This window comes from Ruegeria sp. AG6, assembly GCF_056541565.1.
Window position 1 is genome coordinate 11,977 of record NZ_JBQFYQ010000017.1, and the last position, 17,011, is coordinate 28,987.

The 17,011-nt window shown below is 59.8% G+C and carries 17 protein-coding genes; 12 read left to right on the plus strand and 5 right to left on the minus strand.

Going from position 1 to position 17,011, the window contains the following annotated elements; all coding sequences use genetic code 11:
- Nucleotide 1 precedes the first annotated feature (1 nt).
- Nucleotides 2-2,530 carry an ABC transporter permease gene (locus tag ACR0I0_RS19930; RefSeq protein WP_480492605.1) on the minus strand — a complete coding sequence of 843 codons (2,529 nt, stop codon included), beginning with the start codon at nucleotides 2,528-2,530 and terminating at the stop codon, nucleotides 2-4.
- Nucleotides 2,527-3,222 carry an ABC transporter ATP-binding protein gene (locus ACR0I0_RS19935; protein WP_171724232.1) on the minus strand — a complete coding sequence of 232 codons (696 nt, stop codon included), beginning with the start codon at nucleotides 3,220-3,222 and terminating at the stop codon, nucleotides 2,527-2,529. Before ACR0I0_RS19935 ends, ACR0I0_RS19930 begins: the two co-directional genes overlap by 4 nt.
- A 27-nt stretch (nucleotides 3,223-3,249) precedes the next feature.
- Here ACR0I0_RS19935 and ACR0I0_RS19940 point away from each other — a divergent pair, with 27 nt between their 5' ends.
- Entirely contained in the window at nucleotides 3,250-3,915 is a 666-nt protein-coding gene (locus tag ACR0I0_RS19940) for an arylesterase (protein ID WP_171634795.1), read from the plus strand.
- Between the two features lie 18 nt (nucleotides 3,916-3,933).
- On the opposite strand, the gene ACR0I0_RS19945 is transcribed toward ACR0I0_RS19940, so the two are convergent.
- From ACR0I0_RS19945 to ACR0I0_RS19955, 3 genes are all read right to left on the minus strand, one after another.
- The gene (locus ACR0I0_RS19945; RefSeq protein ID WP_152456903.1) at nucleotides 3,934-4,488 is read right to left on the minus strand and encodes a L,D-transpeptidase; all 555 of its coding nucleotides are present in this window, start codon (nucleotides 4,486-4,488) and stop codon (nucleotides 3,934-3,936) included.
- Between the two features lie 163 nt (nucleotides 4,489-4,651).
- On the minus strand, nucleotides 4,652-4,858 hold the full coding sequence (locus ACR0I0_RS19950) for a cold-shock protein (protein ID WP_152456904.1): 207 nt from the start codon (nucleotides 4,856-4,858) through the stop codon (nucleotides 4,652-4,654).
- 614 nt (nucleotides 4,859-5,472) lie between these two features.
- The gene (locus ACR0I0_RS19955) at nucleotides 5,473-6,507 is read right to left on the minus strand and encodes a fatty acid desaturase (protein WP_171634793.1); all 1,035 of its coding nucleotides are present in this window, start codon (nucleotides 6,505-6,507) and stop codon (nucleotides 5,473-5,475) included.
- Nucleotides 6,508-6,816: 309 nt separating this feature from the next.
- Here ACR0I0_RS19955 and rplO point away from each other — a divergent pair, with 309 nt between their 5' ends.
- The 11 genes from rplO to ACR0I0_RS20010 all read left to right on the plus strand — a co-directional run bounded on the left by rplO (nucleotide 6,817) and on the right by ACR0I0_RS20010 (nucleotide 17,009).
- Entirely contained in the window at nucleotides 6,817-7,290 is a 474-nt protein-coding gene (gene rplO, locus ACR0I0_RS19960; protein WP_171634791.1) for a 50S ribosomal protein L15, read from the plus strand.
- Between the two features lie 109 nt (nucleotides 7,291-7,399).
- Nucleotides 7,400-8,764 carry a preprotein translocase subunit SecY gene (gene secY, locus ACR0I0_RS19965; protein WP_171634788.1) on the plus strand — a complete coding sequence of 455 codons (1,365 nt, stop codon included), beginning with the start codon at nucleotides 7,400-7,402 and terminating at the stop codon, nucleotides 8,762-8,764.
- On the plus strand, nucleotides 8,761-9,405 hold the full coding sequence (locus ACR0I0_RS19970; protein ID WP_152456908.1) for an adenylate kinase: 645 nt from the start codon (nucleotides 8,761-8,763) through the stop codon (nucleotides 9,403-9,405). Before secY ends, ACR0I0_RS19970 begins: the two co-directional genes overlap by 4 nt.
- 200 nt (nucleotides 9,406-9,605) lie before the next feature.
- Complete coding sequence (rpsM, locus tag ACR0I0_RS19975) at nucleotides 9,606-9,974, plus strand: 30S ribosomal protein S13 (protein WP_008757392.1); 369 nt, start codon at nucleotides 9,606-9,608, stop codon at nucleotides 9,972-9,974.
- Between the two features lie 15 nt (nucleotides 9,975-9,989).
- Nucleotides 9,990-10,379, plus strand: coding sequence for a 30S ribosomal protein S11 (rpsK, locus tag ACR0I0_RS19980; protein WP_008757289.1), 390 nt, complete (start codon nucleotides 9,990-9,992; stop codon nucleotides 10,377-10,379).
- Nucleotides 10,380-10,493: 114 nt separating this feature from the next.
- Nucleotides 10,494-11,510 carry a DNA-directed RNA polymerase subunit alpha gene (locus ACR0I0_RS19985; protein WP_117870179.1) on the plus strand — a complete coding sequence of 339 codons (1,017 nt, stop codon included), beginning with the start codon at nucleotides 10,494-10,496 and terminating at the stop codon, nucleotides 11,508-11,510.
- Nucleotides 11,511-11,640: 130 nt separating this feature from the next.
- On the plus strand, nucleotides 11,641-12,063 hold the full coding sequence (gene rplQ / locus ACR0I0_RS19990) for a 50S ribosomal protein L17 (RefSeq protein WP_170687292.1): 423 nt from the start codon (nucleotides 11,641-11,643) through the stop codon (nucleotides 12,061-12,063).
- A 159-nt stretch (nucleotides 12,064-12,222) separates the two neighbouring features.
- Entirely contained in the window at nucleotides 12,223-13,608 is a 1,386-nt protein-coding gene (locus ACR0I0_RS19995) for a trypsin-like peptidase domain-containing protein (RefSeq protein ID WP_171634785.1), read from the plus strand.
- A 3-nt stretch (nucleotides 13,609-13,611) separates the two neighbouring features.
- Nucleotides 13,612-14,922, plus strand: a complete 1,311-nt coding sequence (locus ACR0I0_RS20000; protein WP_171724229.1) for a replication-associated recombination protein A — start codon at nucleotides 13,612-13,614, stop codon at nucleotides 14,920-14,922.
- Nucleotides 14,923-15,297: 375 nt separating this feature from the next.
- A complete protein-coding gene (locus ACR0I0_RS20005; RefSeq protein ID WP_209834591.1) occupies nucleotides 15,298-16,341 on the plus strand; it encodes an RluA family pseudouridine synthase in 1,044 nt (347 codons plus the stop codon).
- Entirely contained in the window at nucleotides 16,338-17,009 is a 672-nt protein-coding gene (locus ACR0I0_RS20010) for an HAD-IA family hydrolase (RefSeq protein ID WP_480492609.1), read from the plus strand. Before ACR0I0_RS20005 ends, ACR0I0_RS20010 begins: the two co-directional genes overlap by 4 nt.
- Nucleotides 17,010-17,011: the final 2 nt, after the last annotated feature.

The window sequence follows — 17,011 nt, forward strand, 5'->3', positions numbered from 1 at the left end:
TTCAATCGCTCGCGCGCAATATGCGCGCCGGACGCACCGAAAGTGGACGCAGGGCAAATGCCAGCCCAGCACATAACGTGACGCCTATCCCGGCCAGAACGATGCCGAAGGCCGATGACCAGATGACCGTGAACTCTGTGTCGAAGATGTAGGTGGCAACGGCCCAGCCGCCCAGAATGCCAACGAACAGCGCGACGCATCCCGCAGCGGCCCCAAGCAGAACGGATCGCAGGCCAAAGCTGCGCAGGATACGGCCACGATCTGCACCCAATGTCCTGAGGATTGCTGCTTCGTATCTGCGGGCAGGTTCGCCCGCCGCCGCTGCGCCGATCAGAACCAGAAATCCGGTCAGCAGCGATACTCCTGCACCGTACGAGGTCGCTGCGGCGATGCCTGCCAGCAGGCCCGAGACACGATCAATGGCGTCGCGCACCCGGATGGCCGTGATATTGGGGAACTGGCCTGCAAGATCCCGCAGGATGGCCGCCTCGGCCTGTTCTTCGGCATAGACCGTCGCGATAAAGCTGTGCGGCGCACCGGCCAGCGCAGTGGGGTTCATCGACATGACGAAGCCCATTCCCGCGGTAGAGAAATCTACCTCGCGCAGGGACGTCAGCTCTGCCGTGATGTCACGCCCCAAGATATTGACGGTCATTTGGTCGCCCAGGTTCAGGCCCATCTCTTCGGCTTCTTCGGCGGCAAAGCTGACCTGCGGCGCACCTGCGTAATCTTCGGCCCACCATTCCCCTGCGGTCAGGCGTGCCTTCGGTGGCGGTTGAACCGAATAGGTCACGCCGCGATCCCCTTCCAACACCCAGTGATCTCCGGCCACGTCCCGAGCGGGCTGGCCGTTGATCTGCGTGATGATCCCGCGCAACATCGGCGCGCTTTCAATGCGGCTGACCGCGGGGTCGCTTTGCAGGCGTTCGGTGAAGCCGGGCATTTGATCTTTCTGGATGTCCACGAAGAAGTACGACGGCGCGACATCCGGCAGGTTGCCCGAAATGGCGTTGCGCAGGGTACCGTCGATCTGCCCGACCGCAGCCAGCACCGACAGGCCCAGTCCCAGTGACAGAACCACAGACCCTGCGCCTTCGCGTGGGTCCGAGATGGCCGACAACGCCCATCTGACTGTGGGTCGCCCGCGGGCCAACGAAGTCCCAGCCCGGGCCAGTTTGCGAATGGCATAAGCGGCGAGGGCCAACAGCGCCAGTGCACCGACAAGCCCGCCGCCGGTCCAGACGGTAAGCCGCGTCGAGCCGCTGAACCATGATGCCAGGGCGATCAGCAACAACAGCCCGACACCCGTTGCCACGACGTAAATCAGACGTGGAAAGGGGCGGGCCGAGCTCAACGCGTCGCGAAACAACGTCGCGGCGCGCACATCTTCGGTGCGGGCCAAAGGCCAGAGTGTGAACAGGAACGCTGTGAGCAGACCGTATATTGCCGCCTCGATCAGCGGCTGTGGATAAAGGGAAAACACTGCTGGAACCGGCAATTGGCTTTCCAGCAGTGGGGCCAGAACAAGCGGCGCCAATCCACCCAGCGTCAGGCCGATCGCGATCCCGAAGACGGACAGAACGCCAATTTGAATCATGTAGGTTTGAAAAATGGTGGCGCGATCGGCCCCCAAGGTGCGCAGTGTCGCAACGGTTTCCGTCTTCTGCGCCAGATAAGCACGCACGGCGGCAGAAACGCCGATGCCGCCAACGGCAAGCCCGGACAGCCCAACAAGGACAAGAAATGCGCTCAGGCGATTGACGAACTCGGATATCCCGGGGGCACCGTTGCGCGCATCCGTCCAGCGCATCCCCGTGCCTTCGAATGCCGCATCAGCCTTTGCGGATACATCCGAAAGATCTGCGTTCCGGGGCAGGATCATCCTGTATTTTGTTGAAAACAGTGTTCCGGGTTCCAGCAGACCGGACGCCTGCAATGCCTCGGTTCGGACCAGAGTGCGCGGCCCAAGGCCAAACCCATCCGCCGCGCTGTCGGGCTCGTCCAGCAGGGCTGCCGTCAGGATGAACTCTTGCGCCCCAAGTGAAAACCGATCACCGACGGACAACCCAAGCCGGTCCATCAGCACAGGTTCCATCACGGCCCCGGGCAAGCCGGAACTGCCGTTCAGGGCGTCTTCCAGCGGGATCTCTGGTTCCAGCCGTACCGAGCCGACAAGTGGGTACGCGTTGTCGACCGACTTGACCTGAGTCAGTGCTCGTTCCGGATCTGTCGCGCCGGGCACAACGGCCATCGAGCGGAAATCAACAACCTCGGACATCTGGACGGATGTCTGTTGCATCCAGGCGCGCTCGGCCGGGTCGGCAAATCGATAGGTGAATTCAAGTTCGGCATCGCCCCCCAGCAGCGAGGCCCCTTCTTGCGCAAGCCCAGCCAGTATGGCTTGCCGCACCGACCCGACGGCCGCGATGGCGGCGACCCCCAACGCCAAACAGGCCAGAAAGATCCGAAAACCACTCAGGCCTCCGCGAAGCTCGCGGCGGGCGAGCCGCCCGGCCATCCGCAGGCTCATTCCGCGGCCTCCTGCCGGGTCTCTTCGGCGATCCTGCCGTCACGCAACCGAACGACCCGGTCACATCTTTCGGCCAATGAATGGCTGTGTGTCACCAGAACCAGGGTTGCATCGTATTTCCGGCGCAGACCAAACAGCAAATCAACAATTGCGGCCCCGTTGGTTTCGTCCAGATTCCCGGTCGGTTCATCAGCCAACAGGATTTTGGGGCGCGGCGCAGATGCTCGTGCCAAGGCAACACGCTGTTGTTCTCCGCCCGACAGTTGCGCCGGGTAATGATCGCGACGGTGCGACAGGCCAACGGCGTCCAGCTCTTGCTTGGCCCGGTCGAACGCATCCTTGTGCCCCGCCAGTTCCAGTGGGGTTGCTACGTTTTCAAGCGCGGTCATCGTCGGGATCAGGTGGAAGTTCTGAAACACCACCCCCATACTATCGCGTCGAAACCGGGCCAGAGCGTCCTCATCCATGTCTGTCAGCTCCTGACCCAGCGCCATGATTTGACCGCGCGTCACTTGTTCCAACCCCGCCATCAACATCAGCAGCGAAGACTTGCCCGAGCCAGAAGGCCCGATAAGCCCCAGAGTCTCGCCTTTGTCCACAGTCAACGTAATGTCATGCAGAATATCGACCCGCCCGGCATTGCCATCCAGGGACAAAGAGGCATCTTGGAGGGCGAGAACAGCAGTCGTCATGGGTCTACCCGAAAAAGGAGCGGTCTTTTGGGATATGGAGCGATCACCGCATTGCGCAAGGCTTTGATAGCAGGCCTTTTCACGTGGTGCGGTTTTGCGGCCACAGCCGAACAAGTGGTGATTGCGGCATTGGGGGACTCGCTGACTCAGGGCTATGGGCTGGTGGAGGAAAGCGGGTTTGTTCCGCAGCTTGAACGCTGGTTGCAGACGCAGGGCGCGGATGTCCGCGTCATCAACGCAGGCGTTTCGGGTGACACGACGGCGGGCGGGGCCGCACGTGTGGACTGGACCCTGACACCGGATGTGGATGGCATGATCGTTGCCCTTGGCGGCAACGACCTGCTGCGGGGGATCGACCCTGCCGTATCAAAGGCTAATCTGCGCAGGATCCTGGACGTGGCGCGGGGCGTGAATGTACCGGTTCTGCTAATCGGTATGCAGGCACCGGGCAACTACGGGGCCGATTACAAGCAAGCTTTCGACGGGATGTACCCAGACCTGGCGAAAGAGTTCGACGTCCTCTTCACCGCCAGTTTCTTTGAAGGTCTTGCGGCAGAGGGCGACCCCGGTGCGGTATCGCAGTTCATGCAGTCGGACGGAATACATCCAAACGCGGATGGGGTGGCAAAGATCGTTGAATCACTGGGGCCGTCCGTTCTGAAGCTTGTTGATCAGGCGGGTCAAGCGGAATAGGCGCCCATCCATGGGCACCTAGACGACCGTGACAACTGTTCCGATCGGGACCCGGTTGTACAAATCGATCACATGCTCGTTCAGCATCCGTATGCAACCGTTGGACACTGCCCGGCCAATGGTCTGCGGCTGCGTCGTGCCGTGGATGCGGAAATAGGTATCGACACCGTTCTGGAACAGGTACAGCGCGCGCGCGCCTAGCGGGTTATCTCCGCCGCCGGGTTGGACATAGTCATTGTCCTTGAATTTGGCGTAAGCGACGGGATCACGTTCGATCATCTCATCCGTCGGGCGCCAGGTCGGCCATTCCTTTTTCACATCGATGGTGGCCGTGCCGGTAAACTCCAACCCCGCTTTGCCGACGCCGCATCCATAGCGGATCGCCTTGCGAGGTTCCGTGACGAAGTAAAGGTAGAACGACCGGGGCGCGACCAGCAGCTGTCCTGGTACGAACTGTTTCTTGATGCGCACGAATTGCGGCGTCGGATCATACTCGACCGCCTTTTTGGCGCGGGCGATGCCCGGCAACATGCTTGCTGCTGTTCCGGCCAGAAAAATACGGCGTGTAAACATCGAAACCCTCGTCGAATGACCAATGAAACTGAAACCAATTTCATCATCATATGATATTTGGTCAATTCTAGGGCAGTCATCACGTGGACGTGATGTGTCCTGTCTGCCACCCGAGGTTGTGGCGGGAAAGGGGCGAGGGGGATCCCCTCACCCGATATCAAGCTCAGGCCAGCTGGATGCTGTCGGCGCTTTCGCGGCCGTCACGACCGGCGCGCAGCTCGTACGTGACTTTCTGGTTGTCGGCCAGACCGGTCAGGCCCGAACGTTCGACAGCCGAGATGTGTACGAATACATCTTTGCCGCCCTCTTCCGGTGCGATGAAGCCGAAGCCTTTGGTGGTGTTGAACCATTTTACGGTGCCTGCTGGCATATCCGTGTCTCCTGTTTGAGTGCTGCCCACGGAGTTGCGGCAGCCTGGCGTCGTCGGTCTGTATCGATAGACTGACTGCCGATGAAGGAGACAGTAGGTCGAATAGAAAAACGTAAGCTCTTTGCATATGGCATCGGGGCGGGGGTGTGACAAGGGATTTCGTTCGATTTGTGCAAGGGCATGACCGATTTCTGCCGTGCCCACATGCGCGGGGGGCGAGTATTATTTTACGGTGCCCACGCCTTGCCCAGTGTCGACGAACGGGTTGAACGGCCGCATTTGGTCATCACAAATGCCGTGCAGAGTGGTGTTCATGTCACCAGATGGTCACGCGACCTTTTCGCAGCAATGCAGGGCGCGATGCGGTTTGCGTCAATCGTGATCGATGTCCCGTCCAGGCGTCGGCGACCAAACCAGCCGCGATCCGGATGAAGATGTCTTTATCTCGCCTGCGTTTGCTTCGGCTGAATACTGGTTTGTGACGCGCGCATTCTCTGTCAACATAACGCCCACCAAAGTCGTCGCGATGGATGGAGATTGTCCCGCGCCACACGCCTGCCGTTGACGCAAGGCATGCGCTTTGATTTCAGAAATGAAAGCGCCGGGCATGCCTGTTACCCATAAAGTGCGCGGGCCTCGGCGAAGGACAAAAGACGACGGTTCTTCTCGTCCCACAGGTGAAGCCGCGCATTGGCGAGGCTTTCCCGGATGGTCATTCGGTTGCTGTTTGCCAGTTCTTCATGATCGCGCAGCACTTCGGTCAGACGGTAGAACGGAATGCGGCTGTAGAGGTGGTGTACATGGTGGATGCCGATATTGGCACTGAACCACTGCAACACCGAGGGCAGGATATAGTGCGAACTTCCGTGCAGCGCCGCTTCATGCAGTTGCCAGTCTGCATCGGCGTCCCAATGCGTGTTCTCGAACTGGTGTTGTACATAAAACAGCCAAACGCCGGCCGTTGCGGCAATCAGAGTCGACGGCAGAAAGATCAGCAACATCGGCATCAGCCCGCCAAAATAGTAGATGGCCACAAGGGCAACCAGAATCGCAAGATTCGTCGCCATCGCGCTGACCCAGAACCTGACGCTGTCTGTCAGGCCCAGCGGAAGGCGGTTTTGAAACAGGAACAGATAGCCAGGGCCAAGCACGAACAAGGTGATCGGGTTTCGGTACACGCGGTACCAGAACCTGTTCAGTGGTGTTTTGGCCCGATATTCCGCCACGGTCAGGGTGTGGATATCGCCCATCCCGCGCTTGTCCAGGTTGCCGGAACTGTTGTGATGCGTGGAATGCGTGCGGCGCCAGACATCATATGGTGTCAGTGTCAGAACCCCGATGCCGCGCCCGATCCAGTCGCTGACGGCGCGGTTTTTGAAGAACGCGCCGTGCCCGCAATCATGCTGGATGGCAAACAAGCGCAACAGAAAGGCAGCATTGAGGACGGAAATCACAAAGGCCAGCCAATAGCTGACTGACAGTGACATCCAGGACAAAGCCCACAGCCCGAAAAAGGGGACAATGCTCACGCCCAGCTCAAAAGAGCTGCGCATTTGGTCCGGTTCGCGATATTTGGCAAGCGTTGTTACCCAGTCACGTGCGGCGGTGGTCTCCGGCTTGTCGCGGAGGGAGAGAGAGGGTTCAGTCATATGCCTGCCAGTCAAGTGTTTGCAGGCCACCGGATAGACGACCCCCCCGACATAGCAAGCGGTTTTTGTAAAGGTCGCCGCATTTCACGGTCACTTTTCGGTCAAAGGCCGGCAGAGGTGCCCTTTGCGTAACACTGGGCTCAAGACCTCATGCCGGCATCCCGCGGCGCAGGACAATCTACAGGCTTGTCAAGTGCGGTCATCGGGCCTATACGCCTGCGGTGGCTTTCCGCCACGAGAATCAAAACCAAGAAATGCCGTGTTTGGCCCATCACGCTTCGGGGTCACATCCGGCTTAGGAGAAGCGATATGAAACTGAACGAACTGCGCGACAATCCTGGCGCCGCACCGAAACGCACCCGCGTTGGCCGTGGTCCCGGTTCCGGCAAAGGTAAAATGGGTGGCCGTGGTATCAAAGGCCAGAAATCCCGTTCGGGTGTGGCCATCAATGGCTACGAAGGCGGCCAGATGCCGCTGTACCAGCGACTGCCCAAGCGCGGCTTCAACAAGCCGAACCGCAAGGAATTCGCCGTTATCAATCTGGGCCTGATCCAGAAATTCGTCGACGCCGGCAAGCTGGACGCTTCGGCTGCGATCACCGAAGACGCTTTGGTTGCGTCCGGTCTGGTGCGCCGCAAGCTGGACGGTATCCGCGTTCTGGCCAAAGGCGAAATCAGCGCCAAGGTGAACCTTGAAGTAACCGGTGCTTCGAAATCTGCCGTCGAGGCAGTTGAGAAAGCGGGCGGTTCACTGAAGGTCACAAAAGCTGCTGCGGCAGAGTAATCGCTTGTGAGCGGGCAAAGACCCGCTTACATAGACCTCAGAGTTTTCCAAGACGCCGTCCGAGCCGGAAAACGGTTCCGGGCGGCGTTTGCATAAGAGAGACCGATTTATGGTATCAGCAGCAGAACAAATGGCAGCCAACACAAGCTGGGCTGCTTTGGGCAAGGCCACCGATCTGCGCAACCGCATCCTGTTCACGCTGGGTTTGCTGATCGTCTATCGTCTGGGCACCTTTATTCCGGTGCCGGGGATTGACGGAGCAGCTTTGCGCGAATTCATGGAGCAGGCGGGGCAGGGCATCGGCGGCATGATTTCGATGTTCACCGGCGGGGCGCTGGGGCGGATGGGTATCTTTGCCCTCGGCATCATGCCTTACATCTCGGCCTCGATCATCGTTCAACTGCTGACATCCATGGTTCCCGCGCTCGAACAGCTCAAGAAAGAGGGCGAGCAGGGGCGCAAGAAGATCAACCAGTACACCCGGTTCGGCACCGTGGCTCTGGCCACCGTTCAGGCCTACGGTCTGGCCGTTTCGCTGGAATCGGGCGATCTGGCGACTGATCCGGGGCTCTATTTCCGCATGTCGACCATGATAACGCTGGTTGGCGGCACCATGTTCCTGATGTGGCTGGGTGAACAGATCACCGCGCGCGGGATCGGCAATGGTATCTCTTTGATCATCTTCGTCGGCATCATCGCCGAGGTTCCGGCTGCTCTGGCGCAGTTCTTTGCAAGCGGCCGCAGCGGAGCGATCAGCCCTGCCGTGATCGTTGGCGTGATCGTCATGGTAATCGCGGTCATCACCTTTGTGGTGTTCATGGAGCGCGCCCTGCGCAAGATCCACATTCAGTATCCGCGTCGTCAGGCCGGTATGAAAATCTACGAAGGCGGCTCAAGCCACCTGCCGGTCAAGGTCAACCCTGCGGGTGTCATTCCGGCGATCTTCGCCAGCTCGCTGCTGCTGCTGCCGGTCACGATCTCGACCTTCTCGTCCGGTGCTGCCAACGGGCCGGTCATGTCGTGGCTGCTGGCCAATTTCGGCCCCGGACAGCCGCTGTATCTGCTGTTCTTCGCGTCGATGATCGTGTTCTTCGCCTATTTCTACACGTTCAACGTGTCGTTCAAGCCGGACGATGTGGCGGACAACCTGAAAAAGCAGAACGGGTTCGTGCCCGGTATCCGCCCCGGCAAGAAAACCGCCGAGTATCTGGAATACGTGGTCAATCGCGTGCTGGTTCTGGGTTCGGCCTATCTGGCCGCCGTGTGTCTGCTGCCTGAAATCCTGCGGGGCCAATTTGCCATCCCGTTCTATTTCGGTGGCACCTCGGTTCTGATTATCGTCTCTGTGACCATGGACACGATCCAGCAGGTTCAGAGCCATCTTCTGGCGCATCAATACGAAGGGCTTATCGAAAAGTCCCAGCTGCGCGGCAAAGGCAAGAAACGCGGCAGGAAGGGACCCTCTCGTCGATGAATATCATTCTGTTGGGCCCCCCGGGGGCCGGGAAAGGAACGCAGGCGCGTCATCTGGTGGAAACACGCGGGATGGTGCAGCTCAGCACCGGAGATATGCTGCGCGAGGCCAAGACCAGCGGAACCGAAATGGGCCAGAAGGTTGCTGCGATCATGGACGCGGGCAAGCTGGTCACCGATGAGATCGTGATCGGCCTGATTGAAGAGAAACTGACCACCGAAAAAGGCGCCGGTTTCATCTTTGACGGTTTCCCTCGCACTTTGGCACAGGCCGACGCGCTGTCGGCTCTGCTGACCAAGCTGGGCCAGTCCCTGCATACCGTGATCGAGATGCGCGTGGATGACGATGCTCTGGTGGAACGGATTACCGCACGGTCAACCTGTGGCGGATGCGGTGAGGTCTATAACGACAAGACCAAGCCGATCCCGGCTGACGGCAAGTGCACCAACTGCGGCAAGGAAAATGACTTCGTTCGTCGCGCCGACGATAACGAAGACAGCCTGCGCACGCGGTTGATGGAGTACTACAAGAAGACCTCTCCGCTGATCGGCTATTACTACGCCAAGGGCGATCTGCGCCCCGTGAACGGGCTGGCGGACATCAAGGAAGTCACGGCGTCGATCGAGGCCATTCTCGGCTGATTTCAATATGGGCTTGACGGCACCGCCAAAAGCCCATATCGACCCCCATCCCTAAAGGGAATCAAGACCGCGTGCGGGATTCGTCCCAACCGCCCCGACCACCTCGAATAATGCTGAACCCTCTGGCCACACTGCCACGGTAAAGCGTTGTGAAAAAAGGTTCTGGAGTTACGGAACCGCAACGAAAAGGAAAGTGACACGTGGCACGTATTGCCGGCGTAAACATCCCGACTGCAAAGCGGGTACCTATCGCCCTCACATATATCACCGGTATCGGAAACACTTCGGCCAAAGCGATCTGCGAAGCCGTGGGCATTGAAGCGCACCGTCGCGTCAACGAACTGTCCGACGCCGAAGTTCTGGCCATCCGCGAGCACATCGATGCAAATTTCACCGTTGAAGGTGACCTGCGTCGCGAAGTTCAGATGAACGTCAAACGTCTGATGGACCTGGGCTGCTATCGCGGCCTGCGTCACCGCCGCAACCTGCCGGTTCGCGGTCAGCGTACCCACACCAACGCTCGTACCCGCAAAGGCCCCGCAAAGGCCATCGCTGGTAAGAAGAAATAAGGGAGGGTCTGACCGATGGCACGTGACAAGACTCGCGTTAAGCGCAAAGAGCGCAAGAACATCGCATCGGGCGTTGCCCATGTGAATTCGACCTTCAACAACACCAAGATCCTGATCTCGGACGTACAGGGCAACGCCATCTCGTGGTCGTCTGCCGGTACCATGGGCTTCAAGGGATCGCGGAAATCGACCCCCTACGCCGCTCAGATGGCTGCCGAAGACGCAGGCAAGAAGGCGCAGGAACATGGCGTTAAGACGCTGGAAGTCGAAGTTCAGGGCCCCGGTTCGGGCCGTGAATCGGCACTGCGCGCGCTGGCTGCAGTGGGCTTCAACATCACGTCGATCCGCGACGTGACACCGATTGCTCACAACGGCTGCCGTCCGCCGAAGCGTCGTCGCGTCTAAACGATTTTGAATTGAGCTGGGGCTGTGTTTCTGCACGGCCCCAGCACGTCATTTTGAACCTCGGGCGTCTGCACCTTGTTGGTCATGGGGCGCGGACAGGAATGGAGGGATTACATGATCCACAAGAATTGGGCAGAATTGATCAAGCCGACCCAGCTGGAAGCCAAGCCGGGCAATGATCCTGCACGTCAGGCCACCCTGGTTGCCGAACCGCTGGAGCGTGGCTTTGGTCTGACCCTGGGCAACGCCCTGCGCCGCGTCCTGATGAGCTCGCTGCAAGGCGCGGCCATCACCAGCGTCCAGATCGACAACGTTTTGCACGAGTTCTCGAGCGTCGCAGGCGTTCGCGAAGACGTCACCGACATCATCCTGAACCTCAAGCAGGTTGCCCTGCGCATGGAAGTCGAAGGCCCCAAGCGCCTGTCGATCAATGCCAAAGGCCCCGCAGTCGTCACCGCGGGTGACATCAGCGAAAGCGCCGGTATCGAGGTTCTGAACCGCGACCACGTCATCTGCCACCTCGACGATGGCGCTGACCTGTTCATGGAACTGACCGTCAACACCGGCAAGGGCTATGTCTCGGCCGAGAAGAACAAGCCCGAAGACGCGCCTATCGGCCTGATCCCGATCGATGCGATCTATTCGCCGGTCAAAAAGGTCGCTTATGACGTTCAGCCGACCCGTGAAGGTCAGGTTCTGGACTATGACAAACTGACCCTGAAGATCGAAACCGATGGTTCGATCACGCCGGAAGACGCACTGGCCTTTGCCGCTCGTATCCTTCAGGATCAGCTGTCGATCTTCGTCAACTTCGACGAGCCGGAATCGGCAAGCCGTCAGGACGAGGACGATGGTCTGGAGTTCAACCCGCTGCTGCTGAAGAAGGTGGACGAGCTGGAACTGTCGGTCCGTTCGGCAAACTGCCTGAAGAACGACAACATCGTCTATATCGGCGATCTGATCCAGAAGACCGAAGCCGAGATGCTGCGCACTCCGAACTTCGGTCGCAAGTCGCTGAACGAGATCAAGGAAGTTCTTTCCGGCATGGGCCTGCACCTGGGCATGGATGTCGAGGACTGGCCGCCCGACAACATCGAAGATCTGGCGAAGAAATTCGAAGACGCGTTCTAAGCGCGTCTTCCCCAATGCCCGGCCCGAAGTGGGAATATCCGGGGACAATATGGGCATTTCCGCCCCAAGGAGAGCCGGTGACACGCATCGCCGGCCAGACAAAGCAAAACGCGAAAGAAGGAACTAGAAAATGCGTCACGCACGTGGTTACCGCCGCCTGAACCGTACTCATGAGCACCGCAAGGCGCTGTTTGCGAACATGGCTGGCTCGCTCATCGAGCATGAGCAAATCAAAACGACTCTGCCCAAGGCAAAAGAACTGCGCCCGATCGTTGAAAAACTGATCACTCTGGGCAAGCGCGGCGACCTGCACGCCCGCCGTCAGGCCGCAGCACAGCTGAAGGAAGACAAAGACGTCGCCAAGCTGTTCGAAGTTCTGGGGCCCCGCTACGCCGAGCGTCAGGGCGGTTATGTCCGCATCCTGAAGGCTGGCTTCCGCTATGGCGACATGGCCCCGATGGCGATCATCGAATTCGTTGATCGTGACGTCGACGCTAAGGGCGCGGCCGACAAAGCCCGCGTTGCCGCCGAAGAGGCAGCAGACGAAGAATAAGATCTGATCCAGGGTCACGGTCGAACCTCCGTTCGGGAAACCGGACGGAGGTTCTTTCGTTATGGCATGCCGGCATGTTGCGGGGCATACCCGACCGCCGACTTGCAATTCGGATTTTGTGTCAGCATATCTGGGCCAATCGCAAAAAACGGAGCCACCATGATCCGCGTAATGCTGACCCTTGTTGCCTTGACCTGCGCGACGCAAGGAATGGCCGAAACGAAAGTTCCGCAGTCACAGGCCGAGATTTCGTTGGGATTTGCCCCGGTCGTGAAACAGGCATCACCGGCGGTTGTGAACATCTATGCCAAGATCGTCCGGCAGGGCCGGGCAAGCCCGTTTTTCTCGGACCCGTTCTTTCAGGATTTCTTTGGCCGGGGATTTGGCGAACCACGTCAGCGGGTTCAAAACTCGTTGGGTTCCGGGGTTATCCTGTCGGACGATGGGTATGTTGTTTCCAACTATCACGTGGTTGGCTCTGCGACCGAGATCCGGGTTGTCACCACGGATCGGCGCGAGTTTTCGGCCGAGGTTGTGCTGGGCCATGAGGAAAGCGATATCGCGATCCTGCGCTTGAAGGAGGCCGAAGATCTGCCCTACCTGACCCTTCGCGATTCCGACCAGGTCGAAGTCGGAGAGCTGGCGCTGGCCATCGGAAACCCGTTCGGGGTGGGGCAGACGGTATCTTCCGGCATCATCTCGGGGCTGGCGCGCACGGGCACGGCAACCGGGAATGGCCGCGGATATTTCATCCAGACGGATGCGGCAATCAACCCGGGCAACTCCGGTGGGGCGCTGATCGATGTGAATGGCCAGCTTATCGGGATCAATACCTCGATTCTGACCCGATCGGGTGGGTCAAACGGAATAGGCTTTGCCATCCCCGCCAATCTGGTGGCGCAATTCCTCAAGCAGGCGCAGCAGGGAAACGAAACCTTCGTCAGCCCGTGGGCAGGAATGTCGGGTCAACATATGAGCGCGGATATCGCGGAATCCCTTGGTCTGGCCATCCCGTTGGGCGTTGTGGTCTCTGATCTGCATGAGCTCAGCCCTTTGCGCGACGCAGGGTTCAGAGTTGGAGACGTGGTAACCCATGTGGACGGGGATGAGGTCAATTCACCCGCCGAGATGAAGTTTCGGATGTCGGTCGCCGGAGTGGGCGGAACCTCGGTTCTGACCCGTCTGCGCGGCGACCAAAGTGACCAGGTTGAGGTGGCGCTTATCAAAGCCCCCGATGTTCCGGCCGCCGAAGAAACGACGTTGAACGACAGAACCGTTCTTCCGGGGTTGGTGGTGTCCCGGGTCAATCCCGCGGTGATCACCAGGATGGGATTGCCGCTGTCGCTGACCGGTGTCGTCGTGGTGGATCCCGGCCCGTATGGCGGAAGGGCGGGATTGCGAACCGGTGATATTCTTGAAAGCATCAATGCCGATGAGATCCAGCGCCCTCGGGACGTTGAGACCGCGCTGACCGATCCGGGCCGTTACGTGCAGATAGGTCTGGTGCGCGGGGGGCGGTCCGTCTCTTTGCGGTTCCGGCTGTGACCTGTGAGTGATCTGTTCGATACCGGGGCGGCAGAACCCGCCGCTTCTCCTCACCGGCCACTGGCTGACCGGTTGCGGCCTCGATCCCTGGCCGAGGTGATCGGGCAGGAGCAGGTGCTGGGCCCCGAGGCCCCTCTGGGTGTCATGCTGGCGGCAGGCAGTTTGTCCAGCCTGATCTTCTGGGGCCCACCCGGAGTTGGAAAGACCACGATTGCACGGCTGTTGGCACAGGAAACCGATCTGCATTTCGTTCAGATCAGTGCGATCTTTACCGGTGTGCCGGATCTGAAGAAAGTCTTCGAGGCCGCGAAAATACGCCGCCAGAACGGGCAGGGCACCTTGTTGTTCGTGGACGAGATTCACCGCTTCAACAAGGCTCAGCAAGATGGGTTTCTGCCCCATATGGAAGACGGGACAATCCTGTTGGTCGGCGCAACCACCGAGAACCCGTCATTCGAACTGAATGCCGCTGTGCTCAGCCGGTCGCAGGTGCTGGTGCTGGAACGGCTGAGCCTTGCCGATCTGGAGCGTCTGACCCAGCGGGCCGAGAAAGAGCTGGGCCACGCGTTGCCATTGACGCCTGCCGCCCGCGATGCGTTGCAAGAGATGGCCGATGGCGACGGTCGGGCTTTGCTGAACCTGATCGAACAGGTTTCGGCGTGGAAGGTGGATGCGCCGTTGGGCCCCGATGCGCTGTCTACGCGTTTGATGCGGCGGGCTGCAAAATACGACAAGTCTGGTGATGAGCATTACAACCTGATCTCGGCCCTGCACAAATCGGTGCGCGGATCTGATCCCGATGCGGCCTTGTATTGGTTCGCGCGCATGCTGACCGGGGGCGAAGACCCGCGGTATCTTGCGCGCAGGATCACACGCATGGCGGTCGAGGACATAGGCCTGGCCGATCCGCAGGCGCAGGCCATTTGTTTGCAATCGTGGGAAACCTACGAACGTCTGGGTTCACCCGAGGGCGAGTTGGCGCTTGCTCAGGCGCTGGTCTATCTTGCCCTGGCGCCAAAATCCAACGGCGCCTATGTCGGCTACAAGGCGGCAATGCGGCTGGCCAAGCAATCCGGCAGCGAGCCACCGCCCAAGCATATCCTGAACGCGCCGACCTCTTTGATGAAGGAACAGGGTTACGGCGCGGGCTATGCCTATGACCACGATGCCGAGGACGGGTTTTCCGGTCAGAACTACTTCCCCGAGACGATGAAACGCCCGGTTTTGTATCAGCCGGTCGAGCGCGGTTTCGAGCGTGAGCTAAAGAAACGCCTCGATTATTTTGCCAAGCTGCGGACACAGCGGAACAGCTAGTTACGCGGGGTCAATCGTAAAGGTTCCGCGGCGCCACAGGCGACTGGATTGAAATTGGACGCTTCCCCTGGGTCAACGCTTGCAGCGGAGGACTTGATATGCCGGTCGATCATCGAAACGCGTGGAATGCCGGTTTGTGACGCGCTTAAGGTTGAATGGGCCAACGGGTAGGATGTCATTCGCCGCGAAGGAACCGCTGGTGCGACCCGTTTCCGGGACGGAGCAAGGCGGCACGGCGACTTCTCGAACATCTGAGATCCAGAGCCAGATACCTTGACTCTTGCCGCGTTGCGCGCGACAGACGCCCATGATTTCTGGGACACGGATAAACACGCAATCCGGGCGGATCACCCGCGCGGAACAAGGGGTAATGGCATGAGTGGCGTGCAGATGATTACAGTCGCTGAAGGGGATGGGGACCAGCGCGTGGATCGCTGGCTGCGCCGCCTGTTTCCGCATGTCAGCCAGGGGCGCATTGAAAAGATGTGCCGCAAGGGAGAATTGCGTGTTGACGGTAGCCGCGCCAAGGCCTCGACCCGGCTGGAGGCCGGGCAGGTTGTTCGCGTGCCGCCCTTGCCGGACGCTGATCACAAACCGGCTGAGGTCAAGCATCACATCTCGGATGCGGATGCCAAGATGATCCAATCCTGCGTGATCTACCGTGACGATCACGTTCTGGCGCTGAACAAGCCGCATGGTCTACCGGTGCAGGGCGGCAGCGGGCAGACAAGGCATGTTGACAGCCTGTCCGAAGCGCTGCGGTTCGACTATGACGAGAACCCTCGGCTGGTCCATCGGTTGGACAAGGACACGTCAGGTGTTCTGCTGCTGGCCCGCACCCGCGAAGCCGCCAAGGGTTTGACGGCCGCTTTCCGCCACCGCGATACGCGCAAGATCTACTGGGCGCTGGTTGCCGGGGTGCCGACACCGTATCTGGGTGAGATCAAGACCGGCCTTGTCAAGGCGCCCGGTCATGGCAAGCACGGTGAGGGTGAAAAGATGATCCCCGTGCATATGAACGAAATTGACAGCACTCCGGGCGCGAAACGCGCGCATACGCATTACGCAACCCTTTATCGAGTTGCCGGCCGCGCTGCTTGGGTCGCGATGGAGCCGATCACCGGACGTACGCACCAGTTGCGGGCGCATATGGCCGCAATCGGACATCCGATTATCGGCGACGGAAAATACGGCGGTTCGGGTCAGGAAAACCTTGGCGACGGATGGGGTGCGCAACTGGGTGGGATCATCAGCAAAAAGCTGCATCTGCACGCACGGCGGCTGTCCTTCCTGCATCCGGTGACGCGGAAACCAGTGACCGTGACGGCGCCCTTGCCCGAGCATATGAAGCACAGCTGGGACACGTTCGGATGGAGCGAGGATCTGGCGGCTGATGACCCGTTTGAGGCGCTGCAATGAGCGCACCCTTGCGGCTGGTCCTGTTCGACGTCGACGGTACTCTGGTCGACAGTCAGGGCAGTATCGTTCATTCCATGACCGCCAGCTTTCAGGCCGCCTCCGTGCCGCTTCCGACGCGAAAGGCGATCCTGTCCATTGTTGGCTTGTCGCTGCCGCATGCCATCGCCCGGTTGGCGCCGGAACAGCCCCTCTCGGTCCAGAACGATCTGGTCGACGGGTATAAAGAGGCCTATCACGCCCATCGTCTTGAATTGGGCGCGGCAAGTTCGCCGTTGTACCCCGGTGCGCGCGAGGCGATTGAAGCGTTGCATGCCGTGCCCGAAGTGCTTCTTGGCGTGGCAACCGGCAAGTCGCAGCGCGGGTTGGACGCATTGATCGAAGCCCATGGGCTGGAACCGTATTTCGTGACCCGGCAGGTCGCGGATCACCACCCGTCAAAGCCGCATCCGTCCATGGTGCAGACCGCATTGGCGGAAACCGGGGTCGATCCGGGTTGTGCAGTGATGATCGGCGACACGAGCTTTGACATGGATATGGCCGCGGCTGCCGGTGTTCGCGGCATCGGCGTCACTTGGGGCTATCATGACCGATCGGCTTTGACCGCAGCTTCTTGCATTGTCGAAACCTTTGACCAGTTGCCCAATGCTCTGGCTGAGATGTGGGATTGAAA

Bases quoted from the DNA above. Each gene is read 5' to 3' on its own strand.
- ACR0I0_RS19935 (WP_171724232.1), bottom strand. From the start codon at position 3,222: ATGACGACTGCTGTTCTCGCCCTCCAAGATGCCTCTTTGTCCCTGGAT.
- ACR0I0_RS20010 (WP_480492609.1), top strand. From the start codon at position 16,338: ATGAGCGCACCCTTGCGGCTGGTCCTGTTCGACGTCGACGGTACTCTG.
- ACR0I0_RS19995 (WP_171634785.1), top strand. From the start codon at position 12,223: ATGATCCGCGTAATGCTGACCCTTGTTGCCTTGACCTGCGCGACGCAA.
- ACR0I0_RS20005 (WP_209834591.1), top strand. From the start codon at position 15,298: ATGAGTGGCGTGCAGATGATTACAGTCGCTGAAGGGGATGGGGACCAG.
- ACR0I0_RS19950 (WP_152456904.1), bottom strand. From the start codon at position 4,858: ATGCCAGCAGGCACCGTAAAATGGTTCAACACCACCAAAGGCTTCGGC.
- ACR0I0_RS19970 (WP_152456908.1), top strand. From the start codon at position 8,761: ATGAATATCATTCTGTTGGGCCCCCCGGGGGCCGGGAAAGGAACGCAG.
- ACR0I0_RS19985 (WP_117870179.1), top strand. From the start codon at position 10,494: ATGATCCACAAGAATTGGGCAGAATTGATCAAGCCGACCCAGCTGGAA.
- rplQ (WP_170687292.1), top strand. From the start codon at position 11,641: ATGCGTCACGCACGTGGTTACCGCCGCCTGAACCGTACTCATGAGCAC.
- ACR0I0_RS19955 (WP_171634793.1), bottom strand. From the start codon at position 6,507: ATGACTGAACCCTCTCTCTCCCTCCGCGACAAGCCGGAGACCACCGCC.
- ACR0I0_RS19930 (WP_480492605.1), bottom strand. From the start codon at position 2,530: ATGAGCCTGCGGATGGCCGGGCGGCTCGCCCGCCGCGAGCTTCGCGGA.
- rpsK (WP_008757289.1), top strand. From the start codon at position 9,990: ATGGCACGTGACAAGACTCGCGTTAAGCGCAAAGAGCGCAAGAACATC.
- secY (WP_171634788.1), top strand. From the start codon at position 7,400: ATGGTATCAGCAGCAGAACAAATGGCAGCCAACACAAGCTGGGCTGCT.
- ACR0I0_RS19945 (WP_152456903.1), bottom strand. From the start codon at position 4,488: ATGTTTACACGCCGTATTTTTCTGGCCGGAACAGCAGCAAGCATGTTG.
- rplO (WP_171634791.1), top strand. From the start codon at position 6,817: ATGAAACTGAACGAACTGCGCGACAATCCTGGCGCCGCACCGAAACGC.